The 25,278-nt window shown below is 63.6% G+C and carries 27 protein-coding genes; 11 read left to right on the plus strand and 16 right to left on the minus strand.

Going from position 1 to position 25,278, the window contains the following annotated elements; translation table 11 throughout:
* Window positions 1-137: 137 nt before the first annotated feature.
* Genes SF06_RS16110 through nirJ form a run of 3 tightly spaced genes read right to left on the minus strand, consistent with a single transcriptional unit; the run spans window position 138 to window position 3,712 of the window.
* Window positions 138-1,655 (minus strand): nitrite reductase, encoded by a 1,518-nt coding sequence (locus tag SF06_RS16110; protein ID WP_039562668.1) that lies wholly within the window; start codon window positions 1,653-1,655, stop codon window positions 138-140.
* The gene (gene cobA, locus SF06_RS16115; protein WP_039562669.1) at window positions 1,646-2,467 is read right to left on the minus strand and encodes a uroporphyrinogen-III C-methyltransferase; all 822 of its coding nucleotides are present in this window, start codon (window positions 2,465-2,467) and stop codon (window positions 1,646-1,648) included. The genes SF06_RS16110 and cobA overlap by 10 nt, the downstream gene beginning before the upstream one ends.
* A gap of 57 nt (window positions 2,468-2,524) precedes the next feature.
* The gene (gene nirJ, locus SF06_RS16120) at window positions 2,525-3,712 is read right to left on the minus strand and encodes a heme d1 biosynthesis radical SAM protein NirJ (protein ID WP_039562670.1); all 1,188 of its coding nucleotides are present in this window, start codon (window positions 3,710-3,712) and stop codon (window positions 2,525-2,527) included.
* A gap of 373 nt (window positions 3,713-4,085) precedes the next feature.
* Between nirJ and SF06_RS16125 the strand changes: the two genes are divergently transcribed.
* The 4 genes from SF06_RS16125 to arfB (SF06_RS16135) all read left to right on the plus strand — a co-directional run bounded on the left by SF06_RS16125 (window position 4,086) and on the right by arfB (SF06_RS16135) (window position 6,091).
* Window positions 4,086-4,316 carry a hypothetical protein gene (locus tag SF06_RS16125; protein WP_052199854.1) on the plus strand — a complete coding sequence of 77 codons (231 nt, stop codon included), beginning with the start codon at window positions 4,086-4,088 and terminating at the stop codon, window positions 4,314-4,316.
* Between the two features lie 138 nt (window positions 4,317-4,454).
* Complete coding sequence (gene arfB, locus SF06_RS16130) at window positions 4,455-4,868, plus strand: alternative ribosome rescue aminoacyl-tRNA hydrolase ArfB (protein WP_039562671.1); 414 nt, start codon at window positions 4,455-4,457, stop codon at window positions 4,866-4,868.
* A gap of 258 nt (window positions 4,869-5,126) precedes the next feature.
* Window positions 5,127-5,402, plus strand: coding sequence for a hypothetical protein (locus SF06_RS18415; protein WP_139182051.1), 276 nt, complete (start codon window positions 5,127-5,129; stop codon window positions 5,400-5,402).
* Between the two features lie 317 nt (window positions 5,403-5,719).
* On the plus strand, window positions 5,720-6,091 hold the full coding sequence (gene arfB / locus SF06_RS16135; RefSeq protein ID WP_052199855.1) for an alternative ribosome rescue aminoacyl-tRNA hydrolase ArfB: 372 nt from the start codon (window positions 5,720-5,722) through the stop codon (window positions 6,089-6,091).
* A 661-nt stretch (window positions 6,092-6,752) separates the two neighbouring features.
* Here arfB (SF06_RS16135) and SF06_RS18420 read toward each other — a convergent pair.
* The 13 genes from SF06_RS18420 to SF06_RS16195 form a co-directional block, all read right to left on the minus strand.
* On the minus strand, window positions 6,753-7,244 hold the full coding sequence (locus SF06_RS18420) for a hypothetical protein (protein WP_139326749.1): 492 nt from the start codon (window positions 7,242-7,244) through the stop codon (window positions 6,753-6,755).
* Window positions 7,245-7,330: 86 nt separating this feature from the next.
* Window positions 7,331-8,647 carry a hypothetical protein gene (locus tag SF06_RS18135; RefSeq protein ID WP_234703340.1) on the minus strand — a complete coding sequence of 439 codons (1,317 nt, stop codon included), beginning with the start codon at window positions 8,645-8,647 and terminating at the stop codon, window positions 7,331-7,333.
* Window positions 8,648-8,854: 207 nt separating this feature from the next.
* Window positions 8,855-9,343: a siroheme decarboxylase subunit beta gene (gene ahbB, locus SF06_RS16145; RefSeq protein ID WP_039562675.1), complete on the minus strand. Its 489-nt coding sequence runs from the start codon at window positions 9,341-9,343 to the stop codon at window positions 8,855-8,857.
* Window positions 9,318-9,761, minus strand: a complete 444-nt coding sequence (locus SF06_RS16150) for an Lrp/AsnC family transcriptional regulator (RefSeq protein WP_039562676.1) — start codon at window positions 9,759-9,761, stop codon at window positions 9,318-9,320. Before SF06_RS16150 ends, ahbB (SF06_RS16145) begins: the two co-directional genes overlap by 26 nt.
* On the minus strand, window positions 9,754-10,260 hold the full coding sequence (ahbB, locus tag SF06_RS16155; RefSeq protein WP_039562677.1) for a siroheme decarboxylase subunit beta: 507 nt from the start codon (window positions 10,258-10,260) through the stop codon (window positions 9,754-9,756). Before ahbB (SF06_RS16155) ends, SF06_RS16150 begins: the two co-directional genes overlap by 8 nt.
* Window positions 10,257-10,718, minus strand: a complete 462-nt coding sequence (locus tag SF06_RS16160) for an Lrp/AsnC family transcriptional regulator (protein ID WP_039562678.1) — start codon at window positions 10,716-10,718, stop codon at window positions 10,257-10,259. Before SF06_RS16160 ends, ahbB (SF06_RS16155) begins: the two co-directional genes overlap by 4 nt.
* Window position 10,719: 1 nt before the next feature.
* Window positions 10,720-11,898, minus strand: coding sequence for a cytochrome D1 domain-containing protein (locus SF06_RS16165; protein ID WP_039562679.1), 1,179 nt, complete (start codon window positions 11,896-11,898; stop codon window positions 10,720-10,722).
* A 1-nt stretch (window position 11,899) separates the two neighbouring features.
* On the minus strand, window positions 11,900-12,187 hold the full coding sequence (locus SF06_RS16170; protein WP_037008655.1) for a c-type cytochrome: 288 nt from the start codon (window positions 12,185-12,187) through the stop codon (window positions 11,900-11,902).
* Window positions 12,188-12,245: 58 nt separating this feature from the next.
* On the minus strand, window positions 12,246-12,563 hold the full coding sequence (locus SF06_RS16175) for a c-type cytochrome (RefSeq protein ID WP_027589866.1): 318 nt from the start codon (window positions 12,561-12,563) through the stop codon (window positions 12,246-12,248).
* 57 nt (window positions 12,564-12,620) lie between these two features.
* Window positions 12,621-14,342, minus strand: coding sequence for a cytochrome D1 domain-containing protein (locus SF06_RS16180; RefSeq protein WP_039562681.1), 1,722 nt, complete (start codon window positions 14,340-14,342; stop codon window positions 12,621-12,623).
* A gap of 507 nt (window positions 14,343-14,849) precedes the next feature.
* A complete protein-coding gene (locus SF06_RS16185) occupies window positions 14,850-15,725 on the minus strand; it encodes an ethylbenzene dehydrogenase-related protein (RefSeq protein ID WP_027589864.1) in 876 nt (291 codons plus the stop codon).
* Between the two features lie 43 nt (window positions 15,726-15,768).
* Window positions 15,769-16,374 (minus strand): NapC/NirT family cytochrome c, encoded by a 606-nt coding sequence (locus SF06_RS16190; RefSeq protein ID WP_027589863.1) that lies wholly within the window; start codon window positions 16,372-16,374, stop codon window positions 15,769-15,771.
* 52 nt (window positions 16,375-16,426) lie between these two features.
* Window positions 16,427-18,112, minus strand: a complete 1,686-nt coding sequence (locus tag SF06_RS16195) for a cytochrome D1 domain-containing protein (RefSeq protein ID WP_052199858.1) — start codon at window positions 18,110-18,112, stop codon at window positions 16,427-16,429.
* Between the two features lie 239 nt (window positions 18,113-18,351).
* Between SF06_RS16195 and SF06_RS16200 the strand changes: the two genes are divergently transcribed.
* From SF06_RS16200 to SF06_RS16230, 7 genes are all read left to right on the plus strand, one after another.
* Window positions 18,352-19,131 (plus strand): CbbQ/NirQ/NorQ/GpvN family protein, encoded by a 780-nt coding sequence (locus SF06_RS16200; RefSeq protein WP_234702662.1) that lies wholly within the window; start codon window positions 18,352-18,354, stop codon window positions 19,129-19,131.
* On the plus strand, window positions 19,115-19,714 hold the full coding sequence (locus tag SF06_RS16205; protein ID WP_027589860.1) for a cytochrome c oxidase subunit 3: 600 nt from the start codon (window positions 19,115-19,117) through the stop codon (window positions 19,712-19,714). The genes SF06_RS16200 and SF06_RS16205 overlap by 17 nt, the downstream gene beginning before the upstream one ends.
* A gap of 9 nt (window positions 19,715-19,723) precedes the next feature.
* Entirely contained in the window at window positions 19,724-19,972 is a 249-nt protein-coding gene (locus SF06_RS16210) for a cytochrome C oxidase subunit IV family protein (protein WP_027589859.1), read from the plus strand.
* A gap of 706 nt (window positions 19,973-20,678) precedes the next feature.
* Window positions 20,679-21,212 (plus strand): REP-associated tyrosine transposase, encoded by a 534-nt coding sequence (locus tag SF06_RS16215; RefSeq protein ID WP_039562682.1) that lies wholly within the window; start codon window positions 20,679-20,681, stop codon window positions 21,210-21,212.
* Window positions 21,213-21,435: 223 nt separating this feature from the next.
* Entirely contained in the window at window positions 21,436-21,876 is a 441-nt protein-coding gene (locus tag SF06_RS16220) for a c-type cytochrome (RefSeq protein ID WP_027590186.1), read from the plus strand.
* 3 nt (window positions 21,877-21,879) lie between these two features.
* A complete protein-coding gene (locus SF06_RS16225; protein WP_027590185.1) occupies window positions 21,880-23,298 on the plus strand; it encodes a cbb3-type cytochrome c oxidase subunit I in 1,419 nt (472 codons plus the stop codon).
* A 107-nt stretch (window positions 23,299-23,405) separates the two neighbouring features.
* Window positions 23,406-25,256, plus strand: a complete 1,851-nt coding sequence (locus SF06_RS16230) for a nitric oxide reductase activation protein NorD (RefSeq protein WP_039562683.1) — start codon at window positions 23,406-23,408, stop codon at window positions 25,254-25,256.
* Window positions 25,257-25,278 lie beyond the last annotated feature (22 nt).

A 25,278-nucleotide genomic window follows, 5' to 3' on the forward strand; every position in this document is an offset into this window, starting at 1 on the left:
GCGTTGTCCGCCCTACGGGAACGGGGCTGGGCGGACAACGAAGTTCTTGTCCGCCGGACAGCCGTAACGGCGGAGCGCCGAGGCGGCGGACAGGTGAAGCGTTGTCCGCCCAACATCAGGCTCGGCAACCGCCGGGCTCAGTGCGAGGTGCCTTCCACGAAGCCGATCTTGTTGCCCACGTTGTACTTGCCCGAGGGCTTGTTCATCGGGATGCGCTTGATCTCCTTGAGGGTGTCGGACTCGATCACCAGCAGCGCGCCGTCGGTGTCCCACACGCTGAGCAGCAGGTGCTTGCCGTCGCGGGTGAACTCCACGTGGGCGGCGTTCTTGCCGGGCATCGGCCGCAGGGTGTGGGCGACCTTGAGGGACTGCTTGTCGATCAGGTGGATGGCGTCGTTGTTGGGGCCGAAGAACACGTCGGTCCAGGCGTACTTCGAGTCGGCGTGGCTGCGCATGAAGAAGCCCGGGCCCTCGGTGGGGATCTCCTCGATCAGCTTCCAGCTCTGCATGTCCAGCACCGAGATCAGCCCCTGGCTGACGTTCGGCGTGGCGAACACCCACTGGCCGTCGCGCTGCCAGTAGATGCCCGAGCCCAGGTGCGGCATGCCCGGCAGCGGGATGTCGGTGAGCGCCTTGCCGCTGTCCAGGTCGATCACCTGGCCGCCCTTGGCCTTGCGCGAGGTGGCCAGCAGCTGGCGGTAATCCGGGGTGAAGGAGAAGTCGTCGAGGAAGTCCGCCGCCGGGATACGGCGCGGCTCGAAGGTCGGCTGGCCGGCGTAGGACAGTTCCCACACCTCCTGCACGTCCTTGAGCGCCACCACGAAGCTGTCGCGCGGCGGCGCGGTGTACACGGCGCTGACCCGGGAAATCGTGCCGTCCAGACCCTTGGCCGGGATGCGCTTGACCAGCGACAGGTCGCGGGCGTCGAGCACCACCAGCTCGCCGGGCAGGTAGTTGCCCACCAGCGCCCAGCGGCCGTCGTTGCTGACCGCCAGGTTGCGGGTGTTCAGGCCGGCGCGCACCTCGGCGATCATGGTCAGGTTGTGCAGGTCGTAGACGCTGATCCAGCCGTCCCGGGAGGCGAAGTAGACGAAGCGCCCGTCCGGCGAGAACTTCGGCCCGCCATGCAGGGCGAAGTGCGACTGGAATTTCGCCAGCTCCTCGAAGCGGTCGCCGTCGAGGATACGCACCTGATGGTTGCCGGCTTCCACCACCACGAACAGGTTGAGCGGATCGGCGCCGTGCTGCGGGGTGTCCGGCAGCTTGCGCACGTCGGCCAGCAGACGGTGGCTGGCGCGCAGGTCGGCGTCGGTCCATTGCGGCGCCACGGCGGGCGGGGTGTACAGGTAGTCGGTCAGCGCCTGGATCTGGGTGTCGTCCAGCAGGTGCCCGTAGGCGGCCATCTGGCTGGCGGGGCGGCCATCGCGAATGACCTTCTTCGCCTCGGCGGGCTTCAGGCGGCCGAGGCTTTCCGGCAGCAGCGCCGGGCCGGCGCCGCCCAGGCGGTTCTCGCCGTGGCAGGCCAGGCAGTGTTGGCGGTACAGGGCATCGGCGTCCGACGTCGCGGCGGCCGCCTTGGGGATGCACAGGTCGAGGGCCACGAAGGTCGCCGCCGGCAGGGCGGCGATGGCCAGCAGGGTCATGATCAGTCGCATGGGTCTTCCTCCGTGGCGACCAGGCGCGCCGGGAACTGCGGAGTGCGCTCGGCGAACAGACCGACCACCTTGCCGATCACCGTCAGCGCTGGCGCGCTCAGCTGGTTGCTGCAGGCCATTTCCTCCAGCTCCGCCAGCGTGCCGCGCACCACGCGCTGATCCGCATGGGTGCCGCGGCTGATCAGCGCGGCCGGGGTATCAGCGGCCAGGCCGGCGGCGATCAGCTGGCGGGCGATCACTCCCAGGCTGGCCAGGCCCATGTAGAACACCAGGGTCTGGCCGCCGTTGGCCAGGCTGCTCCACGGCAGCTTCAGCTCGCCGTCCTTCTGCAGGTGGCCGGTGATGAACTGGCAGGAATGCGCCAGGTCGCGATGGGTGAGCGGGATGCCCGCGTAGGTGGTGCAGCCCGAGGCGGCGGTGATGCCGGGCACCACCTGGCAGTCGACGCCCTGATCGAGCAGGAACTCCAGCTCCTCGGCGCCGCGGCCGAAGATGAACGGGTCGCCGCCCTTCAGGCGTACCACGCGCAGGCGGTCGCGGGCCAGGTCCAGCAGCAGCTGGTTGATCTGCTCCTGGGGCAGGCTGTGGTAGCCGCTGGCCTTGCCGACGTAATGGCGGGCGCAGCGCACCGGCAGCAGGGCCAGCAGTTCGTCGCTGACCAGGCGGTCGTAGACGACCGCGTCGGCCTGTTGCAGCAGGCTCCAGGCGCGCAGGGTGAGCAGGCCGGGATCGCCGGGACCGGCGCCGACCAGGGCGACCTCGCCGGGTACGAGGGACGCGTGCAGTGCAGGGGGGAGGGTGAGCTGGTCCATGCGGACTCCTTATCTCGTCTCATCGGCGGCTCTGGCGGCCGCTTGTGTCGGATGCGGTCAGGCGAGCTGCACGCTGGGAATGCATCGGGTTTCCGGCAGGCCGATTTCCGTGTCGCTCAGGTAGCAGCCGGGGTCTTCACCCCACAGGTTGCCTTCGGCCCAGGCGCGGGTACGGGTGTTGCCGTTGCAGATCGACAGCCACTGGCACTCGGCGCAGCGGCCTTCCACGGCGCGCGGGTGTTCGCGCAGGCGCAGCAGCAGCGGATCGGGGTTGTCCAGCCAGATGTCGCGGAAACTGCGCTGGCGCACGTTGCCCACGGTGTGCTGCCACCAGTAGGTATCCGGGTGCACGGCGCCGGTGTTGTCGATGTTGGCGATGCCGCTGCCCGAGGCGTTGCCGCCCCAGGCGCGCAGCATCTTCTCCAGACGCGCGGCGTGCTGCGGCAGGCGCTCGCGCACCCACTGCAGCAACAGGATGGCGTCGGCGTCGTTGTTGCCGGTGACGAAGTCGGTGTCGCGGCCGTTCACCACGTCGGCCCAGGCCTGCTCGAACAGCTGGCCCATGGCGTCGCGGGGCATGCGGTGGTGGGCGTCGGCCTTGCGGCTGCGCTTGCCGCGCCCGCTGTAGTTGAGGTGCGAAAGGTAGAACTTCTGCACGTCGTGCTCGCGCATCAGCGCGAGGATCTCGGGCAGTTGCGGGTAGTTGTACTGGGTGAGGGTGGTGCGCAGGCCGACGCGGATGTCGTGCGCCCGGCACAGGTCGATGGCGTGCATCGAGGCGGCGAAGCTGCCCTTGAGCTGGCGCCAGTCGTCGTGCACCGCTTCCAGGCCGTCGATGCTGATGCCCACGTAGTCGTACTGGGCGGCGACGATCCGGTCGATGTTGCCCGCGTCGATCAGCGTGCCGTTGGTCGACAGTGCGACGAAGAAGCCCTTGTCCCGCGCGTAGGCGGACAGCTCGAAGATGTCCTCGCGCAGCAGCGGCTCGCCGCCGGAGAGAATCAGCACCTTCACCCCGGCGGCGTGCAGGTCGTCGATCACCCGCAGCGCCTCGGCGGTGTCCAGCTCGTCGCGGAACTCGCTGTCGGCGGAGGTGGCGTAGCAGTGCTTGCAGGTGAGATTGCAGCGCCGCAACAGGTTCCAGATCACCACCGGCGGCCGGGTCCCCGGCGTGCCCCGCGCGCCCAGCACCGGGCCGGCCTCCGGCCGGGCCAGCGCGCGCAGGTAATGGCTGATTCGCAGCATGGGCAATTCTCCTCGCGAGACCGAATAGGCCTCCTTTGCGTGGGAGAATCGCCGAGCCGGCCGCCTCGCTCCTTGATCAGAAACAAGCAAAGTGCTGTGCCACAGCCTGTTCGACCGTGGAGCGAGGCGAGGGCGGTCGGCGGTGGTGGTGTTGCAAGAGGCGTAACGGCGGCGTTCCGGCAGGGCGGTCGGCGCTTTCCCGGCCGCCGATGTGGGTTGCACCGAAGCCGCGCCCGGTGGCCAACGCTTTCACGATCGCCGATGCGCATTGCAGCGAAGCCGCAGGGTTCCGGCTGCAACGAGATCGCCGTCAATCCGGACACAGGCCGCTGTGCATAGACTCCGGCTCCCCGACCATCGCCGAGGAGCATCCGTGGAGACCGGAGAATTCGTTGCGCTCTACTGCCTGAACAGCCTGTTCTGGAAATGGATCATCAGCTGGGGCGGCGCACGCTGGCTCGAAGGCTGGAAGAGCATGGTGTTTCTGGAGTGGTTCGCGTGGGGCTGGAACGCCGAGCAGATCCGCCTCTATGCGCTGGTGGCGTGGGGCTTTAGCACGCTGTTCTTCGTGGTTGGCCTGTTCAAACCGGAATGGCGGTTCTGAACCCGGCGCCGTGAATCGCGTAGGGCGACCGGCGCTTTTCCCGGCCGCCGCTGGGTTCCACACCGGGTCGGAACCGCGGGTCGCGGCCCGGCGGGGCCGGCGTTATCCTGTCGCCCCGGCCATTCCTCCGAGCCCGCCATGCTGCACATTTCCAACTCCGTCGAGCTGCCCGACAGCGAAATCGAGCTGAGCGCGATCCGTGCCCAGGGCGCCGGCGGGCAGAACGTCAACAAGGTGTCCAGCGCGCTGCACCTGCGCTTCGATATCCGTGCCTCGTCGCTGCCGGAATTCTACAAGGAGCGCCTGCTGGCGCTGCGCGACAGCCGCATCACCGCCGACGGGGTGATCGTCATCAAGGCGCAGCAGTACCGCACGCAGGAACAGAATCGCGAGGATGCCCTGCAACGCCTGGCCGAGCTGATTCGCAGCGCTGGCAAGGTGGAGAAGGCCCGGCGCCCGACCAAGCCGACCCTCGGGTCGAAAAAGCGGCGGCTTGAAGGCAAGAGTCAGCGGGCGGCGATCAAGTCCGGGCGGGGGAAGGTGGAGTATTGATGAGGCAGATATATTTTTATATCTGTTCCCTTTGTCGTTGTAGTAGTTGGTGTTTTGACCGCCGGGCCTTTAGCTAAATTGCTGGGTATATAGAAGGAGAGCTCCCAGAGGCGTTGGTGCATGAAGCGACGGGGATGGCGGTCGAAAAGTATTCGGTTCTGCGCAGCGCCACCGATGAAATCGAACAGAAGTTATCTGCAATAGCAGTCTTGAGCGGAGCTTGGGATTCTGTCTTGGAAGATATAAGGAATATGTTGGGTGATTAATTTATTGGTTGCGTATAGAGGTATTGTTTTTTCGGTCCTTGTCGCTGCGTCTTTCGCTAACTCAGTGAGATTTCTTCCTGATTGGGGTGTGTTATTGAGTTTTTTGATTCTTCAGATATCCCTTTCTCGTGGGATTTACGCTTATCTTAATGGTGGTCGCATGCTCACCCTTTTAGGGGGTGTGGTGTCTGCAAAGGCTGATCCTGAGAGTAGGTCGGTAATGGCGGGCATTATTTTTGCGGTATATGTTGCGATATTTTTTGTGTGAGTGTTGGGGCAGATTTATTTTCCTTTCCTTTCCTTTCCTTTCCTTGGCTCCGCTATTATTGATAGTTGCGAACACACACCGAGACCAAGGAGCAGCCCGCATGGATGCTAGGCGCCAAACCGATCTTCATCAACAACAGCGCGCTTGGAGGCTTGCCGCCAGCACGGACGTCGATACGTTTGCCAGCTTGCTATCCAGACCTGACCTGCTCGACTGCATCAACATGAAATGGGGACAACATGAAATGGGGACAGATTTATTTTTCTGGCTGCCTGATAATCCAGGGATGGAAAATAAATCTGTCCCCTTTTCCTTAAATCGAGCTGAGCGCGATCCGTGCTCAGGGCGCTGGCGGGCAGAACGTCAACAAGGTGTCCAGCGCGCTGCACCTGCGCTTCGATATCCGTGGCTCGTCGCTGCCTGAGTTCTATAAGGAGCGCCTGCTGGCGCTGCGCGACAGCCGCATCACCGCCGACGGGGTGGTCGTCATCAAGGCGCAGCAGTACCGCACACAGGAACAGAATCGCGAGGATGCCCTGCAACGCCTGGCCGAGCTGATTCGCAGCGCGGGCAAGGTGGAAAAGGCCCGGCGCCCGACCAAGCCGACTCTTGGCTCGAAAAAGCGGCGGCTCGAAGGAAAGAGCCAGCGGGCGGCGATCAAGGCTGGGCGGGGGAGGGTGGAGTATTGAAGGGGTAATAGAAAATAAATCTGTCCCCTTTATTAATTCCTATAATTCCTATGTTTATGGGGAGGAATGATGTTGATTGTATTTTTCAGGATTTTGTATGTTTCTTTTTTTTCGGCGATTTGCTGGGGGGGTAGTGTTCTTTTGATGGGATTGCTAGCTCCGCTTGTGTTGAGTATTTTTAGAGGTCATGATCTGGTTTTCATGTTTCGTTTCGATCTATTTCCTATTGGATTTTTGTTTGGTGGACTTTCTGGGTTTGTTATGGCTTTGTTTTCCTTGTGGAATAATAAAAGAGTTAATTGAAATAAGACAAAAAGGGGACAGATTTATTTTTTCCGGCTAGCTGATTGGCCTAGGGAAGGGAAATAAATCTGTCCCCTACTCGTTTAACGAGTCAGTGCTCTTTTGCAATGATAAAGCTCATTATCGCTCTCGCTTTTCAAGGTCATCTTCGAGTCGGAAAGCTCAACAATCTCGGATCTATCAGCTACATTCAGGGGCATGATTTCCTTTAAATCAATCAAGTCATCAAATTCCGGATGGCTTAGATTGACGACATCAATGCTGTTAAGCGTGCTCACCTAACAAAAAGGGGACAGATTTATTTTTTCCGGCTAGCTGATTGGCCTAGGGAAGGGAAATAAATCTGTCCCCTACTCGTTTAACGAGTCAGTGCTCTTTTGCAATGATAAAGCTCATTATCGCTCTCGCTTTTCAAGGTCATCTTCGAGTCGGAAAGCTCAACAATCTCGGATCTATCAGCTAAATTCAGGGGCATGATTTCCTTTAAATCAATCAAGTCATCAAATTCCGGATGGCTTAGATTGACGACATCAATGCTGTTAAGCGTGCTCACCAAAAAGCCATCCTCCACCTTCCAGGACGATGTGCCGGACAGACGATACTCAATCTCAGGAAGTCGCGAAGAGAACTTGGCCTTAAATAATCCAATGCTATTTGAAACGCCATTCATCATGTAGGTTTCTTTTGCTGTCAGGCTCATCCTGGTCGCGCCCTCGCCAAGGCTATAGATGCAGTCCCATGCACCCGAAATCCTTTTCTCCACCGAAGCAGTACCAGAATCCTTGCTGGAGCATGACGCAACAAGAAAAAATGCCGGGATGAATAAATACTTTGCATTGCAATTAATCATAATTTTTACCAGTATTTAATATTGATTGTCGCTGGCCGAAACCATCGTCCCTATTTAAATCCATCGATATAGATTAAGAATTGTTATCAGCGTTCGAGTTCTAGGCTGCTGATTTCGTAAACGTAGTTTTCTGAGGCTGCCGTATATTCCAGCGTGATGGCGACACCTAGATCTTCGATAAAGGCTTCTAAAGTTCTCGAATTGCCTTGGTTGCATATAAGTTCAAAGGCGTTTCCAGGGAGAGAGTCGAATACTTGCCGGGCAGGGAAACTCTTGCCTACCGTGCACGCTATCAGTCTCTCGGATGATTTGTCGCCACGTTTGGCTGGGAAATATTCCATACGAATTCGGGCAGTAAACTTCTGGCCGGTGTCCCAGCTTTTTGGAGCATTAATTTCAAGCTCTCGAGTTAGGAATACTCGCTCGTTGCCAATGCCACTCATTTTTGATTTTAGTTGAACAAGATCTGCCTTAGTAATGCGCTCAACTTGGAAAGTTCGGTAATTTTCAGTCTTCTTTAGTAATCCGTCCTCCGCGTGAAGTGTTACCGAAACCGGATTGCCCCTACTTCCGCCGTTCTTTTTCGATTCGTAGATATATTTCAAAGATATAAATTTAGGCTGTAGCAGGGGAGAGTTGAGGCTCTTTAGCAATCCTTCAGGTAGGGCAACATTATCAATCTGGGTATCAGTCAGTTTTTGAGGATAATCCGTGGCTGGGATGTCCGGGCGCAATTCGGCAAGTGAAGAGTTATCAACGGCTCCTTGCAGAGAGCAGCTAATACGTGTTAGTGCATCTTCCGGCCCTTCTGGTTCGAGGATCAGTACGCGCTCCAGCCGTGTAGTCCCAGGTGCGCCAGGCGTGGGCTTAATCGTTTGCCAGCGACCGTCCTCTTTCACCTCACTACGAACATAAGATGATTCAACCTGTTGAAGCAGTTCGGAATTCTTCATCAGCGGGGTCAGGCGTTTAGCCACTTCTGCTGTGCGGCCTTCAACTATAAATCCCCAATAAAGGTAAACTCCCAGGCTGCCGAGATCTGAAACTTCGTCGAAATAGGACAGCAGCTCTAAACCAGCCACCTCCGGCGTATTTCGAATGAGGACAGAATTGGCGGACTTGCTGGTTCGGTTTTCAACGGCAATCCAGCTTGTATTTTCCCCATGGCCTAACGGCACATGGGCCTTCCAAATATCGCTGTGGCCATGGAGGCTGGCAAAGAAACCAGCATCACAATCAGTGAATTCCGTGAAAGTATCAACTAGCGATGCGTCACCGGCTTGGGCAATGGAGGGAATCAGCAAGGCTGCGAACAGCAGGGCGGTACGGTTCGACGTTTTCATTGAGAAGGATATTCCATTGAACATTGGGCGGATTTGTTTGCGCGCAATTTCACGCGGCACACGAAACAGTCCGTGCTGGTAAAAGCAATGAGAGGGGTAGAGAAAGGTCTGAAGGCGAAGGCACGCGACGATCCCTGTTTGGCGCTTGGGTTGAGGCTACTGTTTCGCCATCATCGTTGTCCAGCCTACGGACGTTAAGGCGGGAGTTCGGAAAGGATTTGGGTCAGGCAGAAGGCTGTCGGAAGGGTAGCCGGCGCTGGGATCGGGCTAAATCCTCAACCCCGTCTTCTTCAATATCCGACTACTCACCAACATCTCATCCGCCCTGCACGCCTCCCCGAGCAGTTCGCGAATCTGCGCCCGGTACGCCTCGATCTCTTCCGCGCTGCGCCCGTGCACCATGGCGAATAGGTTGTAGCGCCAGCCGTCGCGGCGGGGGCGCCGGTAGCAGTGGCTGACGAAGGGCTGGGCGCCGAGCAGGGGGCCGAGGCGGGGAAGTTCGGCGTCGTCCACGTCCCACACGGTCATGCCGTTGTGGCGGTAGCCGAGGCGGTAGTGGTTGGGCACGGCGGCGATGCGGCGGATGGCGCCGTCGTTTTGCAGCTGGCGCAGCAGGTCGAGCACGGCCTGTTCGTCGAGGCCGAGCTGTTCCCCGATCCACGCCCAGGGGTTGTCCACCAGTGGCAGGCCGGCCTGGGTGAGTTCCATCAGGCGGCGGATCAGCGCGCCGTCATACCGGGAAGTGCAGGCCGACATGGTAGGTCTCCTCCTTGGGCAGGTTGAGCACTGGCAGGCCGGTCAGCGTTTCGATGCGGGCGATGGTGTCGCTGATGCCTTCCGGGGTGGCGCAGCCGAGCACGAACCACATGTTCCATTCATGTTCGCGACGGTAGTTGTGGGCGACTTCCGGCAGGCCGTCGAGGATGGCGGCCACGGCGTCGAAGCGTTCTTCCGGCACCGACAGCGCGGCCAGGGTGAAGGCGCCGCCCAGGCGGTCGATGTCGAACATGGGGCCGAAGCGGGTGAGGGTGCCGTCGTCCAGCAAGGCCTGCACGCGGGCGCGCAGGGTGGCGGCGTCGCTGTGCAGTTCCTCGGCCAGCGCCTCCCACGGGCGCGGCACCAGCGGCAGGCCCAGTTGCAGGCGGTTGATCAGGCGGCGGTCGAGGTCATCCATGGGCGCGGTCCAGGGCCGGCGCGAAGCGCCCGCCGCATTGCTTGTAGGCGCGGGTGCTGAACAGCAGCTTGTGCGGGCGCTCGCTCAGGCCCAGTTCGGCCAGCAGCGCGGCGATGTGCGCGGTGACGCTGGCCCGCTCGCGGCCGTGCACCATGCAGAACAGGTTGTAGGGCCAGTGCGGCAGGCGGCGCGGGCGGCGGTAGCAGAGGTTGACGCCCGGCGCGGCGGACAGCCGTTCGCCCACCGCGTCCACCTCGGCGTCGGGGATGTCCAGCACCAGCATGGCGTTGGCGTGGATGCCCAGGGCGCGGTGCTTGAGCACCAGACCGACGCGGCGGAACAGCCCGTCGCGCTGCCACTGCTGCACTTGTGCCAGCACCCGGTCTTCGGTGGCGCCGATGCGTTCGGCCAGCAGCCGATACGGACTGGCTTCCAGCGGCAGGCCTTCTTCCAGCAGGCGGCGCAGGCGCACGGCCTGCAGGTCGTCGAGCGGCGTCATGGCAGGTTCTCCAGGGAAAAACCCAGGTCGATGCGGTAGGAGTGCTCCATCGGCAGGTCGAGCGGGGCCAGGCTGGTGTCCGTCTCGATCTCGGCGAGCAGGCGATCCAGGCTGGCCCGATCCGGCCCGGTGAGCACGAACCACAGGTTGTAGGCGTGCTCGCGGCGGTAGTTGTGGTTGACCTCCGGGTACTGGCTGATGCGCGCGGCCACCTGTTCCAGGCGTTCGGCGGGTACCGCCAGGGCGACCAGGGTGCTGGCGCCGGCGCGGCTGTGCTCGAACACCGGGCCGATGCGCGACAGGGCATCGCGCTCTTGCAGTCGGCGCAGGCTGTCGAGCAGCGCCTGTTCGCTGCAGCCCAGTGCCTCGGCCATCGCCCGGTAGGGCTCGGCGCACAGCGGCATGCCGTGCTGGAAGCGTTCGATCAGCCGGCGGTCCAGCGGCTCCAGGCGGTCCATGTCACAGCCCCGTCTCGTGGGCACGGCTGGTGAAGAAGATGCCGCTGGGGCTGTCGGCCGGCAGGCGCTGGATCAGCTCCAGGCGGTACGGGTCCCAGACCTGCACCTCGTTGTTGTCGCGCACCGACAGCCACAGCTGGTCGCCACGCGCGGTGAATTCCATGTGCAGCACGGCCGGGCCGGGCTCCAGGGTCTTGATGACCTTGCGGGTTTCGGTGTCGATCACCTGGATCAGGTGGTTGTCCGGGTGGGCGAAGTTCACCCAGATCTGCCGGCCGTCCGGGCGGGCCATGACGAACACCGGCTGGCCGGCCACGTCGATGGCGCCGACCTGTTTCCAGCTATGACTGTCGACCACCAGCACGCGGTGCTGGCCGATGGCGGGCACGAAGGTCTGCTCGCCGGCCACCGTCCAGCCTTCCAGGTGCGGCATCTTGTAGACCGGCAGTTTCTGCTGGCCGCGGCCGTAGCCATCGAGGATGCGTTCGGTGCCGCGCTCGGGGTGCCAGAGGTCGAGCTTGGCCATGCCGTCCTCGCCGAACAGGCCGGCCACGTAGTAGCGGCCATCCGGGGTGAGCAGGGCGTCGTAGGGCTGTTTGCCGATGTTCTCGAAGCGGGTGACCTTCGGCGTGCGGCTTTCGCTGAAGTCCAGCAGCCAGGTTTCGCCGGTGTCGAACAGGCTGTAGATGAAGCCGTTGTTGGGCACGTCGGTGACGCCGACCACGCGGGAATTGCGGCTGCCGTCGGGCAGCGGGGTGGCGGGGATGTCGGCCACCTGTTCCAGGGTGACGGCGTCGAACACCTTCACGCCGCCCGGTTCGTAATTGCCCACGGCGATCAGCGTGCCGTCCTGGCTGATGGCGCCGCCGATACTGTTGCCGCCCTGCACCACGCGCTTGACCAGCCGCTGTTCCAAGAGGTCGACCTTGCTCAGCCCGCCGTCGCGGCCGAACACGTAGGCGAAGCGCTGGTCGCGAGAGAACACCACCGAGGCGTGTGACAGGTCGCCCAGGCCCTCGATGCGCGCCAGGCGGGTCTGGCCGCTGGTTTCGACGAGCTGCAGGGTGCCGGCGGCGCGTTCGACCACCACGCCAAGATCACCGGTGCCGCGCAAGGTGGGCTGCGCGCAGGCGCAGAGAGCCAGGCTGGCCAGGGCCAGCAGCAGGGAAGGGCGCTTCATGTCAGGGATTTCCTTGCAGGAGTCTATCGACCAGCCAGGTGATTTCGCCGTCGTTGAGCAGGGCGTTCCAGCCGGGCATGGCGGTGCCGGGGCGGCCGTGGGTGACAGTGGCGATCAGGGAGTCGCGGGGTTTGCCGGCGAGGGCCTCGGGGGTGATGGCCGGGCCGAGTCCGCCGGTCAGGCGCAGGCCGTGGCAGGAACCACAGTCCTGCAGGAGCAGATGCTCCAGCTGGCGGCGGTCGATGGATTCATCGGCCGACACCGGGGGAATCGACAGCAGGGACGTCATGCTCAGGGCGGTGATGAAACTCAGCAATCGCGATCTGTTCATGACGTCCCCCTGCGGTTTACTTCTTCAGCGACAGGACCCACTCGGCGAGGGTCTTGGCTTCGGCGTCGGATACGGCGTTCGGCGGCATCGGGATCGGACCCCAGACGCCCTGGCTGCCGTTCTTGATGTGCAGGGCCAGGGTGTCGGCGGCACCGGCGACACCGGCGTACTTGGCGGCGATGTCCTTGAGGGCCGGGCCGACCATCTTCATGTCGGCGTTGTGGCAGGCAGCGCAGGGCTTGCTCTTGAACAGCGCTTCACCGTCAGCGGCCAGGGCCGGCTGCAGGCTCATGGCGGCGCCCAGGGCGAGCATCGGGAGCAGGACTTTCTTCATATAAAGACTTCCTTAAGGCTAATGGGACGGGCGGCGAACCCGTCCCGCGGAGGTACCTCAGTAAACGTCGTACTGAGTGTTGTGCACGTTGAATTTACCCGTCGGGGTAATCAACCTTTTGTCCCGGATCACTGTTTTGAGCTTGAGGGTCTTGTCGTCGACCACCACGATGGCCGATTCCTCGTCCTGACCGCTCCAAACCGAGAACCAGACTTCGTCGCCGGCCTTATTGTACTCAGGCTGCACGACGCGCTTGGCACCTTCCTTGATTCCGGACCAGTCGCCAATAGGCAGAACGGTGTAGCCGGCCGCCAGATTGTCGATGTTGAACACCGTCACCGACTGGCTGATCGCCGCGTCGGGGTGGAAGGTGGTATCCAGGTACAGGTTGCGGGATTTCGGGTGCGTCTTGATGAACAGCGAACCGCCGCCCTGGCCCTTGAGGGTTTCCACCACCTTCCAGGCGTGCTGCGGGTTCTTCTCCGGATCGGTGCCGATCAGCGAGATGGTCTCGTCGCCCAGGTGGCTGGTGGCCCACACCGGACCGTATTTCGGGTGGTTGAAGTTGGCGCCACGACCCGGGTGCGGGATCTTGCCGACGTCCACCAGGGCCGCCATCTTGCGGTCCTTGGAGTCGATCACCGCCACCTTGTTGGAGTTGTTCGCCGCCGTCATGAAGTAGCGGTGGCTGACGTCCCAGCCGCCGTCATGCAGGAACGGCGCGGTGCCGATGCTGGTGATGGACAGGTTGTCGATGTCCTCGTAGTTCACCAGCATGACCTTGCCGGTTTCCTTGACGTTGACGATGAACTCCGGGTGCTCGTGGGAGGCGATGATCGCCGCCACGCGCGGTTCCGGGTGGTATTCCTGGGTGCCGACGGTCATGCCGCGGGTAGAGACGATCTGCAGCGGCTCCAGGGTTTCGCCGTCCATGATGGTGAACTGCGGCGGCCAGTAGTCGCCGGCGATCACGTACTTGTCCTCGTAGCCCTTGAACTTCGAGGTTTCCACCGAGCGGGCCTCGATGCCCACCTTGATCTCGGCGACCTTGATCGGCTCCTTGCCCCACAGGTCGATCATGTCGATCTTGGCGTCGCGGCCAATCACCAGCAGGTAGCGGCCGGAGGCGGACATGCGCGAGATGTGCACGGCGTAGCCGGTATCGATGGTCTTGACGATCTTCTTGGTCTTGCCGTCGATCAGCGCGATCTTGCCGTCGTCACGCAGGGTGACGGAGAACAGGTTGGGCAGATCCAGCTTGTTCAGCTGCTTCTTCGGACGGTTCTCGGGCTTGACCAGCACCTTCCAGGAATTCTTCATCTCGGCCAGACCCCACTCCGGCGGCGTCGGCGGGGTGTGCTGGATGTACTTGGCCATCAGCGTGATTTCGTCCTTGGTCAGCGCGTTGGACGTGCCCCAGTTGGGCATGCCGGCGGGCGAACCATAGGTGATCAGCGCCTCCAGGAAGGCCTGGCCGCGTTGCTGGGTGATGTCCGGAGTCAGCGGCTTGCCGGTGGCACCCTTGCGCAGCACACCGTGGCAGCCGGCGCAGCGCTGGAAGTAGATTTCCTTGGCCTTCTCGAACTCGTTGGCGGTCAGGTCCGGTGCGCCGGGGCTGCGTACCACCTGGGCACTGGCCGGATCGACGGCCGAGGCCTGGCTGGTGTAGGCAGCATCAGGGCTGTCGGGGGTAGTGGTCTTGGCGTGCGCGACGGCAACGCCGAGCAGCGAAAGAGCGGCAATGAACCCTGTCACTAGCGGTTTGCTTGCGGTGCTCATGCGAATCTCCTTAGGGCCGGCCTGGGTCGTATCGCGGCGGGCCATTACAGCGGGTACGGGGGTACTCGGTGAGTACATTTTTTTAGGATCGGTACTCTCTGTTCTGGGTAACTGGCTGTTTTCGATCTGGCCCTTGGGTCTGGTGAAAACTTTGCTCCGGGTCGATGCCCCTCACACCGAGGCCGGGCGCCGTGATGCGGGGCTAGGATCGCGCGCGGGCCCGAGGGAGGTCCTTGACGATAATCAAACGGTTCCAAAGCCCTGCCCGCGCACGAGGGCGGTCAGAACTTGGGGCGGACAGCGCTTTCCTGTCCGCCGATGGCGCCCGACCGCAGCCGCGCCCGGCGGACAGAAACGACGTTGTCCGCCCTACGGGTCACCTATGCACGATCGCAGCCGCGCAGGGGTGGAAATTCTGGATATAAAGGAAGGGAAAAAAACCGCGGCCGGGTCCCGGTCGGCCGCGGAAAGAGTACCCCCCGTCTCTGAAGGGACGGGGGGAGGTTCTTACAGACGCTTGGCGGTGATCCCCGCCTCGGCGTCGATGCCCAGCTGGTAGCCCAGCGAGACGTGGTGGTAGCGACCGCTGGCGTGGTCGTCGTGGATGGCGAAGCCGAAGTTGTAGACCTTGCCCGGTTCGAGCGTCACGTCGCCCTGGCCGCCGGCGAAGGCGCGGGTGAATACCACCGACCAGGTGCCGCCGTTCTGGCCGCCGGTGGCGCCCTTGAGCGCGCTGCCGCCTTCCATCACGCGCGCTTCGGCGATGTGGCCGTCGTAGGCCTTGTTCTCGCCGCTGCGCCACTGGTTGAGGTCGTAGTACACGCCGGCCGCCAGCGAGCCGTCCTTGACGTACTTGGTCTTCTGTTCGTCGCCGCCGGGCATGGTGCGCACGCCGTTGTGGCAGCTGCCCCAGCAGCCACCCTGTTCGGCCAGTTCCACCTGGGCGCCGGCTTCGAGCATGTAGGCGAGCTTCACCGGGTTCTTGGCGTCCATCTTCGCCGCGCCGGACGCCGCCGGCTGTTGCCAGCTGAAGCGCAGGTAGAGGTTCTGGCCGTCATGGGCGGCCTGTACCCGGGCATTGATGAAGGGCGCCTTGCCGGCGATGGGGCTGGGCTCCAGCTTCGCGCCGCCGACGATCTTCTTGCCCATGTCGCCCGCTTCCTCGGAGTGGCAGTCGGCACAGGTCTCGCCTTTCTTCAGGGCGCGGGCGCCGCCGTGTTCGGTGCCCTTGGTGATCCATTCCACCGGCGAGACGCCCGGGTAGAACAGGGTGATGTCAGTGGCCGGCACCGCGTTCCAGTCGGCGGGCGGGGCGGCGAGGGCGGCCTGGGTGGTCAGCAGCAGGGCGCCGGCAATTGCGGTATGCAGCGGGGAAAGCGTCATGGTGGGGTTCTCCGTCAAGGCTGTGTGGTCCGTCAGGCGGTCCTTATCCTTCGTCTTCCTCGGTCATGCCCTGCGGTTTGCGGTGGGCGATGCCCTTGTGGCAGTCGATGCAGGTCATGTTGTCTTCGCGGGCCATCTCGTGCTGCTTGCGGGCCCGTTGTTTCTGGCTGGCGGCGTTCATGCTGTCCAGGCTGTGGCAGTTGCGGCATTCGCGCGAGTCGGCGGCCTTCATGCGCGCCCATTCGCTGCGCGCCAGCTGCAGGCGCTTGGCCTCGAACTTCTCGGGCGTGTCGATGGTGCCCACCAGCTTGCCCCACAGCTCCCGCGAGGCCTGGATCTTGCGGACCATCTTGTAGGTCCACTCCTTGGGCACGTGGCAGTCCGGGCAGGTGGCGCGCACACCGGTGCGGTTGCTGTAGTGGATGGTCTGCTGGTACTCCGGGTACACGTTGTCGCGCATCTCATGGCAGGAGAGGCAGAAGGCTTCGGTGTTGGTGGCTTCCAGGACGGTGTTGAACCCGCCCCAGAAGATCACCCCGGCCGCGAACCCGACCAGCAGCAGGGCGCCGAGCGAGTAACGCGCGCTGGGCCGCTTCAGCAGGGCGAGCAGGCGCTTGAACGCTGACGTGCGAACTTCAGGGTCTTTCATGGTGTGGTCCTCGGCTCACCCCCGCGCCGGGCGCGGGGGTGGCGGCAGGCGATCAGTACACGTCGTGCATCGTGTTGAAGACGTTGAACTTGCCGGTGGGCGTGACGATCTCCGGATCGGTGATCACGCGCTTCACCTTCAAGGTCTTGTCGTCGTACACGACGATGGCGGACTGGTCGGTCTTGCCTCCCCACAGGGAGATCCACACCTCGTCGCCGGCCACGTTGTACTCCGGCTGCACGGCGCGGCGGATCGCCTTGCTCTCCGGCAGGCCGGAGTCCTTGGCGACGTTGAGCTGCTTGGGTGCCTTGTTCAGATCGTTCATGTCGAACACGTACACCGACTCGGCCACTTCACGCTCCGGGTTCATCGGCGCATCCGCCCAGAAGTGCTTGGACTTCGGGTGGGTCTTGACGAACAGGTTGCCGGCGCCCGGCATCTTCAGCTCCTGCACCACCTTCCAGTTGTGCTGCTTGTACTGGGCGTACTTCTTCTCTTCGGACGGCGTGGAGATCAGCGAGACCACGTCATCGCCCAGGTGGCCGGTGGACCATACCGGACCGAACTTCGGGTGCACGAAGTTGGCGCCGCGACCCGGGTGCGGGATCTTCGCGGTATCCACCAGCGCGGCCAGCTTGCCGGTCTTGGTATCCACCGCGGCGACCTTGTTGGAGGCGTTGGCAGCGACCATGAAGTAGCGCTTGGAGGCGTCCCAGCCGCCGTCATGCAGGAACTTGGCGGACTCGATGGTGGTGGTCTTGAGGTTCTTCAGGTCGGTGTAGTCCACCAGCAGGATCTGCCCGGTTTCCTTCACGTTGACCACCCACTCGGGCTTGATCATCGAGGCGACGATGGAAGCCACGCGCGGTTCCGGGTGGTACTCGCCGTCCACGGTCTGGCCGCGGGTGGAGACGACCTTGATCGGTTCCAGGGTCTCGCCGTCCATGATCGAGTACTGCGGCGGCCAGTAGGTGCCCCCGATCAGGTACTTGTCCTCGTAGCCCGCGAACTTGGAGACGTCCACCGAACGGGCGTCGGAGCCCAGGCGCACAGTGGCGACCGTGGTGGGTTCCTCGAACCACATGTCGATGATGGTGGTCAGGCCGTCGCGGCCAACCGTATAGACGTAGCGGCCGGAAGCCGACAGGCGCGAGATGTGCACCGCGTAACCGGTGTCGAGGATCTTCCAGATCTTGTGGGTGTCCCCGTCGACCAGCGCCAGCTTGCCCGCGTCACGCAGGGTGATGGCGAAGACGTTCTTCAGGTTCACCTTGTTCATCTGCTTCTTCGGCCGCTTGTCCACCGGCACGATCAGCTTCCAGCTGTCCTTCATGTCCTGCAGCGAGAACTCCGGCGGTACGTCCGGGGCGTTCTGGATGTAGCGGGCCATGAGGTTGATTTCATCCTTGGTCAGGATGTCGTCGTAGTTCACCATGCCGCCTTCGGTGCCGTAGGCGATGATGTTTTCCAGGCGCTTGGTGCCCAGCTTCAGGGTGCCGCCTTCCAGCTTGCTGCCGTCGGCCTGCACCTTCTCCCAGTGCGGCTCCAGGTTCTTGCCGGTGGCGCCCTTGCGCAGCACGCCGTGACAGCCGGCGCAGCGCTCGAAGTAGATTTTTTTGGCGGCTTCCTTCTCGGCCGCGGTCATGGCAGGTGCCGACGCCTGGGCGACACCCAGGCTCAGCAGGGAAAGGCTGGCGAACAGACCAGCCAGTAAGGGTCTTGCTACGGTGCTCGACATCGACATGTTCTTCTCCTTGTTGGAGCGCGTTGGCAGCTCCATGTAGAACGACTGCGTTTGCCACCGGGACCTTCTTGTTGGCAGGGCCGATCCTAGAGAGAGGCATCTGACGAGACGCTTGACGACAATCAAGAGGGGGCTCGGAAACCCTTGAGCGTGACGCCTTGTCGCGGGTAGGTTGCGGCCATGACCTACCGCATCGCTGAGGTATTTCCGTGAATGCAATCGAGAAGCCGGAGCTGAGCACGGCGCCCTTCTACCAGGCGCTGGGCAACGAGGTGGCACTGTTCGAGCAGGCCTGGAAGCAGGGGCTGCCGGTGCTCATCAAGGGGCCGACCGGTTGCGGCAAGACCCGCTTCGTGCAGCACATGGCGCACCGTCTGGGGCTGCCGCTGTATACCGTGGCCTGCCATGACGACCTGTCCGCCACCGACCTGGTCGGTCGCCACCTGATCGGCGCCGAGGGCACCTGGTGGCAGGACGGCCCGCTGACCCGCGCGGTGCGCGAAGGCGGCATCTGCTACCTGGATGAAGTGGTCGAGGCTCGCCAGGACACCGCCGTGGTCCTCCACCCGCTGGCCGACGACCGCCGCGAGCTGTATCTGGAGCGCACCGGGGAAACCCTCAAGGCGCCGCCCGGCTTCATGCTGGTGGTGTCCTACAACCCCGGCTACCAGAACCTGCTCAAGGGCATGAAGCCGTCCACCCGCCAGCGTTTCGTGGCCATGCGTTTCGACTACCCGAGCGAGGCCGAGGAAATCCGCATCGTGGCCAGCGAGTCCGGGGTGGACGAGTTGCTGGCGGCGCGCATCGTCAAGCTTGGCCAGGCGCTGCGCCGGCTGGAGCAGCACGATCTGGAGGAAGTGGCCTCGACCCGTCTGCTGATCTTCACCGCCAGCATGATCAAGGCCGGCCTGACGCCGCGCGAAGCCTGTCTGGCGTGCCTGGCCGAACCGCTGTCGGATGACGCGCAGACCGTGGCGGCGCTGATGGATGTGGTCGATGTCCATTTCGACTGATCCGGCCGTGCTGTCCGCCGGGGTGGCCCGCCGGCTGCCCGGCGACCTGGCGATGTGGATCTTCATCCTCGCCGAGCTGGCGGTGTTCGGCATCCTGATCCTCGCCTTCGCGGTCACGCAGATGCTGCATATCGATCTGTTCCGCGAAAGCCGCCTGGCGCTGGACAGCTCCACCGGCCTGGCGCTGACCCTGGGGCTGTTGACCTCGGGGCTGTTCGCCGCCCTGGCGGTGGAGCAGGTGCGCGGCGCACGCCAGGATCGGGCCGGTTGGCTGCTGCTGGCCGCGCTGGTCTCGGCGGGCGTGTATGTGGTGCTGAAACTGCAGGAATACGGGCATCTGGCCGGACTGGGTTACGGACTGGAATACAACACCTTCTTCACCCTGTACTGGCTGCTGACCGGCTTTCACTTCCTGCACGTGCTGCTGGGCATGCTGATCCTCGGCTACATGGCCAACCGCTGCCGCATCGGCGCCTACGCGCCCGGGACCTCGCGCAGCGGACTGGAATCCGGGGTGCTGTATTGGCACATGGTGGACCTGGTGTGGGTGCTGCTGTTTCCGCTGGTCTACCTGTTGGGCTGAGGAGGGCGAGTGAGCGCGTCGAAGACATTGCTGATTTGCTGGCTGGGACTGGTGCTGCTGTCGGTGGGCACCGTGGCCCTGGGAGGCCTGGGAACCAGCCTGGCCCTGGCCGGCGGCATGCTGGCGGTGGCGCTGGGCAAGGCCTGGCTGATCACCGACGGCTTCATGGAGTTGCGTCACGCCCCGCTGTTCTGGCGGGTCCTGCTGTTCGGCTGGCCGCTGGCCATGGCCGGTGGGGTGTGGCTCACGTTGTTGTAAGGGGTTCCTTTGTAGGGGTTGGGCCGGCGCAAGCCGGCCTTTTTTTGTCTCACATGCCGCAGAACAAACGTAGGGCGGACAACGCTTCACCTGTCCGCCATCTGCGGCGCCGGGCCGGTACCTGGGCTGGCGGACAAGAACAACGTTGTCCGCCCTACGCCGGCCGGGCGGGCGATACCGGTGAACGAACGTAGGGCGGACAACGCTTCACCTGTCCGCCGCTGCGGCGTCGGGCCGGTGCCTGGGCTGGCGGACAAGAACAACGTTGTCCGCCCTACGCCGGCTGGGCGGGCGATACCGGTGAACGAACGTAGGGCGGACAACGCTCCACCTGTCCGCCATCTGCGGCGCCGGGCCGGTGCCTGGGCTGGCGGACAAGAACAACGTTGTCCGCCCTACGCCGGCTGGGCGGGCGATACCGGTGAACGAACGTGGGGCGGACAACGCCCCACCTGTCCGCCATCTGCGGCGCCGGGCCGGTGCCTGGGCTGGCGGACAAGAAAGACGTTGTCCGCCCTACGCCGGCTGGGCGGGCGATACCGGTGAACGAACGTAGGGCGGACAACGCTTCACCTGTCCGCCGCTGCGGTGTCGGGCCGGTGCCTGGGCCGGCGGACAAGAGCGACGTTGTCCGCCCTGCGCTGGACAGCCCCCGTTTCGTTATCCATAACCATCGTCCGAATGCGGACCCTCATGGACGAGACGAATGCCCAATTACCGCCGTGCCCGGGTGGCGGGTGCGAGCTACTTTTTCACGGTCAATCTGCGGGATCGCCGTTCGGATCTTCTGACGCGGCATGTGGATTTTCTGCGAGATGCGGTACGGGTGACCCGCAACCGTCATCCGTTTGAAATCGATGCCTGGGTGGTCCTGCCCGATCACATGCACTGCCTGTGGACACTGCCCGCTGGCGATTCTGATTTTGCGCTGCGCTGGAAGGTGCTCAAGGCACGCTTTTCCCGCCGTCTGCCGGCGAGCGAAGCGCCTGCCGTGGCCAACCTGCGCGGCCGCGAACGAGGGATCTGGCAGAGGCGCTATTGGGAACACCTGATCCGCGACGAGGAGGATTACCGCCGCCACGTGGATTACATCCATATCAACCCGCTCAAGCACGGTCATGTCGGGCGCGTGGCGGATTGGCCCTATTCCACGTTTCACCGGGCGGTGCGCGAGGGGCTTTATGCGGCTGACTGGGCGGGCGGGTCGATCACGGACATCCCCAACACCGGAGAACCGTAGGGCGGACAACGCTTCACCTGTCCGCCGCTGCGGTGCCAGGCCGATGTCTGGGCTGGCGGACAAGAACGACGTTGTCCGCCCTACGCCGGCTCTACGGCGGACTACCGGGCGTCAGTCTGGCCGAATGCCTGACCAATTCATTTGGGCTTCTTGATTGCCATCAAGCAGGATCGAAAGGGGCGGTTCCTAGAATGGCCATGCCAAGCCAACAGGAGGCGTCACGATGTCAGAGACCTTCACAAAGGGCATGGCCAGGAACATCTACTTTGGAGGAAGTCTTTTCTTCATCCTGGTGTTCCTGGGCCTGACCTACCACACAGAAAAGGAAATACCAGAGCGCACCAACGAGTCGGAAATGACCGAAGCGGTGGTGCGCGGAAAACTGGTCTGGGAGCAGAACAACTGCATCGGCTGCCACACGCTGCTGGGCGAGGGTGCGTACTTCGCGCCGGAGCTGGGTAACGTGTTCGTCCGCCGCGGGGGTGAAGAAGCCTTCAACAGCTTCCTGCATGCCTGGATGAAGGCCCAGCCGCTGGGTGTTCCGGGTCGCCGTGCGATGCCGCAGTTCAACCTCACCGAGCAGGAAGTGAACGATATGGCGGAGTTCCTCAAGTGGACTTCGAAGATCGATACCTTCAGCTGGCCGCCGAACAGGGAGGGTTGATCCATGAACCTCTTGAACCCGCATTTGAAATTCCAGTCGCAGAAGGTTGCGCTGCCGTACTTCGTGTTCGCCATGATCCTGTTCGTGGGCCAGGTGCTCTTCGGCCTGATCATGGCCACCCAGTACGTCATCGGTGACTTCCTGTTCCCGGCCATTCCGTTCAACGTGGCGCGGATGGTGCACACCAACCTGCTGATCGTCTGGATCCTGTTTGGCTTCATGGGCGCCGCCTACTACCTGATTCCGGAAGAGTCCGACCGCGAGCTGTACAGCCCGAAGTTGGCCATGATCCTGTTCTGGGTGTTCGCCGTCGCCGGCGTGCTGACCATCCTCGGCTACCTGCTGGTGCCCTATGCCGGCCTGGCCAAGATGACCGGCAACGAGCTGCTGCCGACCATGGGACGGGAGTTCCTCGAGCAACCGACGATCACCAAGATCGGTATCGTCATCGTCGCCCTGGGCTTCCTGTTCAACATCGGCATGACCATGCTCAAGGGCCGCAAGACCGCCATCAACGTGGTCATGATGACCGGTCTGATCGGTCTGGCCGTGCTGTTCCTGTTCTCCTTCTACAACCCGGAAAACCTCACCCGTGACAAGTTCTACTGGTGGTGGGTGGTGCACCTGTGGGTGGAAGGCGTGTGGGAACTGATCATGGGCTCGATGCTGGCCTTCGTGCTGATCAAGATCACCGGCGTGGACCGCGAAGTCATCGAGAAGTGGCTGTACGTGATCATCGCCATGGCCCTGATCACCGGCATCCTCGGCACGGGTCACCACTACTTCTGGATCGGCGCACCGGGTGTGTGGCTGTGGCTGGGTTCGATCTTCTCGGCCCTGGAACCGCTGCCGTTCTTCGCCATGGTGCTGTTCGCCTTCAACATGGTGAACCGCCGTCGTCGCCAGCACCCGAACAAGGCTGCTTCCTACTGGGCCATCGGCACCACGGTGACGGCGTTCCTCGGCGCGGGCGTCTGGGGCTTCATGCACACCCTGGCTCCGGTGAACTACTACACCCACGGCACCCAGCTCACCGCCGCCCACGGCCACCTGGCCTTCTACGGCGCCTACGCGATGATCGTCATGACCCTGATGTCCTACGCCATGCCGCGCCTGCGTGGCCTGGGCGAGGCACCCAGCGCTCGTGCGCAGAGTGTCGAGCTGTGGGGCTTCTGGCTGATGACCAGCGCCATGCTGCTGATCACCCTGCTGCTGACCGCCGCCGGCGTGGTGCAGGTCTGGCTGCAGCGCATGCCTGCAGACGGCGCCGCCATGTCGTTCATGAACACCATGGACCAACTGGCCGTGTTCTTCTGGCTGCGTCTGGTCGCCGGTGTGATGTTCCTGGTCGGCCTGGCCTGCTACCTGCTGAGCTTCCGCCAGCGGGCCGAGGCCACGGTACAGGCTCCGGCCACGGCCTGAGTGACGCGTTGAGGTAAGGCAGGGCGGCCCGGCTGGAACAGCGGGCCGCCCTGTGGCGTTTCAGGGGCGATCGTTCGCCTCGTCAAGCAACACAAGAGGATTCTGTCATGGCCTTCAGCGTCGAAGTCGAAGAGTGGGTCGGCGGCATCTGGCACCGTTTCATCACGCGGCGTGCCAGCCCGGAATTCCCCGAAGCCCGGGTGGAACTGGCCGACATGCAGCGCTCGCTGGCCGTGCTGTTCCGCGCCTTGGGTGGGGCCAGCGGTGTCGAGCTGGCGGCCGCCAGCGCCCGCGAACTGCTGCTGCGCCGCAGCCTGCTGCAACAGGTGGCCGGCACCTGCCAGCAGGCCCCCGTGGCCTGGTGCGACCCCGGCAACCTGCGCCTGCCGGCCAGCCTGGCGGTGTTCCCGGATGTGGCGCTGAACCGCGAGTTGTACCGCTGGCTGGCGCTGCTGGCCGCCCACGCCGGACCGATGCGCCACTGGGGTCGCGACAATCAGCGCTGGACCGCCGAACTGCTGGAACGCTACCCGGCCCTGCGCAAGCGCTACCAGCGCCTGGTGGAAGCCTTGTTGCCGCTGCGCCCCGCCCCGGAACAGATGCCTGCCGAGGAGGCGGCGCTGGAGCGCGCCCTGCGCCAGGCGCTGCGCCAGCCCGGCAGTGTGGATAAATTTCCGCGCAGCGAGCGCTCGCCCTGGCCGTTGCCGTTGTGGCTGTATCCGCCGCAGCGCCTGGACGACCCGCAGGCCGTCAGCCTGGAGGACAGCGAGGAGGAAGAAGGCGTCGGCCTGAAGCCGCCGAGCGAGGAAGGCAAGGCGCCGCGCAAGCGTGCCGAGCGGGTCGAGGAAAACACCGGCAAGGGTGGCCTGCTGCTGTTTCGCCTGGAGAACCTGTTCAGCTGGTCCGAGCACGTCGACCTGGACCGCTGCGGCGACGACACCGAAGACCTGGACGCCGCCCGCGTGGCCGACGATCTGGATCACCTGTCGGTGTCGCGCAAGCGCTCCAGCAAGGGCGGTGGGCTGAAGCTCGACCTTGACCTGCCCTCCGCCGAAAACGACGACGTGCCGTTCGGCGAGGGCATCCGCCTGCCCGAGTGGGACTACCGCAAGCAGGCGCTGGTCGAGGATTACGTGCTGCTGCAGCCGATGCTGCCGCGCGACGCCGAGCCGAAGAGCCTGCCGCTGCACCTGGCGCCGCTGGCGCGCCGCCTGCGCCGGCAGTTCGAGCACCTGCGCAACGACCGCCAGTGGCTGCGCCAGCAACCCCAGGGCAGCGAACTGGACCTGCAGGCCTGGCTGGATTTCCACGTCGAGCGCGTGCACGGCCAGTGCGTCGAGCGCGGCCTGTTCATGGACATGCGCCAGAGCCGCCGCGACCTGGCCTGCCTGCTGCTGGCCGACCTGTCCATGTCCACCGACGCGCACCTGGACGACGAACACCGGGTCATCGACCTGATCGTCGATAGCCTGCTGCTGTTCGGCGAGGCGCTCAGCGCGGTGGGCGACCCGTTCGCCCTGTACGGCTTCTCCTCGCTGCGCCGCAACCAGGTACGCCTGCAGGAACTGAAGACCTTCCGCCAGCGCTACGACGACACCACCCGCGGGCGCATCCAGGCGCTGCGGCCCGGCTACTACACGCGCATGGGGGCGGCGATCCGCCAGGCCAGCCGCACGCTGGCGGCGCGGCCGCAGAAGCGCAAGCTGCTGCTGCTGGTCACCGACGGCAAGCCGAACGATCTGGATCTGTATGAGGGCCGCTACGGCGTGGAAGATACCCGCCAGGCGGTGATCGAAGCGCGGCGCATGGGCCTGCTGCCGTTCTGCATCACCATCGACCGCGAGGCCGGTGACTACCTGCCGTACATGTTCGGGGTGAACGGCTTCACGCTGATCCACGACCCGAAACAGCTGCCGTTCCGCTTGCCGCAGCTGTATCGGCAGCTGACCCAACCGTAGGCGGGACTGCAGCGTAGGGCGG

The sequence above is a fragment of the Pseudomonas flexibilis genome (assembly GCF_000802425.1).
GTDB classification, from domain to species: Bacteria; Pseudomonadota; Gammaproteobacteria; order Pseudomonadales; family Pseudomonadaceae; genus Serpens; species Serpens flexibilis.

Bases quoted from the DNA above. Each gene is read 5' to 3' on its own strand.
- SF06_RS16110 (WP_039562668.1), bottom strand. From the start codon at position 1,655: ATGCGACTGATCATGACCCTGCTGGCCATCGCCGCCCTGCCGGCGGCG.
- cobA (WP_039562669.1), bottom strand. From the start codon at position 2,467: ATGGACCAGCTCACCCTCCCCCCTGCACTGCACGCGTCCCTCGTACCC.
- nirJ (WP_039562670.1), bottom strand. From the start codon at position 3,712: ATGCTGCGAATCAGCCATTACCTGCGCGCGCTGGCCCGGCCGGAGGCC.
- arfB (WP_039562671.1), top strand. From the start codon at position 4,455: ATGCTGCACATTTCCAACTCCGTCGAGCTGCCCGACAGCGAAATCGAG.
- SF06_RS18420 (WP_139326749.1), bottom strand. From the start codon at position 7,244: ATGATTAATTGCAATGCAAAGTATTTATTCATCCCGGCATTTTTTCTT.
- ahbB (WP_039562675.1), bottom strand. From the start codon at position 9,343: ATGTCGGCCTGCACTTCCCGGTATGACGGCGCGCTGATCCGCCGCCTG.
- SF06_RS16150 (WP_039562676.1), bottom strand. From the start codon at position 9,761: ATGGATGACCTCGACCGCCGCCTGATCAACCGCCTGCAACTGGGCCTG.
- ahbB (WP_039562677.1), bottom strand. From the start codon at position 10,260: ATGACGCCGCTCGACGACCTGCAGGCCGTGCGCCTGCGCCGCCTGCTG.
- SF06_RS16160 (WP_039562678.1), bottom strand. From the start codon at position 10,718: ATGGACCGCCTGGAGCCGCTGGACCGCCGGCTGATCGAACGCTTCCAG.
- SF06_RS16165 (WP_039562679.1), bottom strand. From the start codon at position 11,898: ATGAAGCGCCCTTCCCTGCTGCTGGCCCTGGCCAGCCTGGCTCTCTGC.
- SF06_RS16170 (WP_037008655.1), bottom strand. From the start codon at position 12,187: ATGACGTCCCTGCTGTCGATTCCCCCGGTGTCGGCCGATGAATCCATC.
- SF06_RS16175 (WP_027589866.1), bottom strand. From the start codon at position 12,563: ATGAAGAAAGTCCTGCTCCCGATGCTCGCCCTGGGCGCCGCCATGAGC.
- SF06_RS16180 (WP_039562681.1), bottom strand. From the start codon at position 14,342: ATGAGCACCGCAAGCAAACCGCTAGTGACAGGGTTCATTGCCGCTCTT.
- SF06_RS16185 (WP_027589864.1), bottom strand. From the start codon at position 15,725: ATGACGCTTTCCCCGCTGCATACCGCAATTGCCGGCGCCCTGCTGCTG.
- SF06_RS16190 (WP_027589863.1), bottom strand. From the start codon at position 16,374: ATGAAAGACCCTGAAGTTCGCACGTCAGCGTTCAAGCGCCTGCTCGCC.
- SF06_RS16195 (WP_052199858.1), bottom strand. From the start codon at position 18,112: ATGTCGAGCACCGTAGCAAGACCCTTACTGGCTGGTCTGTTCGCCAGC.
- SF06_RS16205 (WP_027589860.1), top strand. From the start codon at position 19,115: ATGTCCATTTCGACTGATCCGGCCGTGCTGTCCGCCGGGGTGGCCCGC.
- SF06_RS16215 (WP_039562682.1), top strand. From the start codon at position 20,679: ATGCCCAATTACCGCCGTGCCCGGGTGGCGGGTGCGAGCTACTTTTTC.
- SF06_RS16220 (WP_027590186.1), top strand. From the start codon at position 21,436: ATGTCAGAGACCTTCACAAAGGGCATGGCCAGGAACATCTACTTTGGA.
- SF06_RS16225 (WP_027590185.1), top strand. From the start codon at position 21,880: ATGAACCTCTTGAACCCGCATTTGAAATTCCAGTCGCAGAAGGTTGCG.
- SF06_RS16230 (WP_039562683.1), top strand. From the start codon at position 23,406: ATGGCCTTCAGCGTCGAAGTCGAAGAGTGGGTCGGCGGCATCTGGCAC.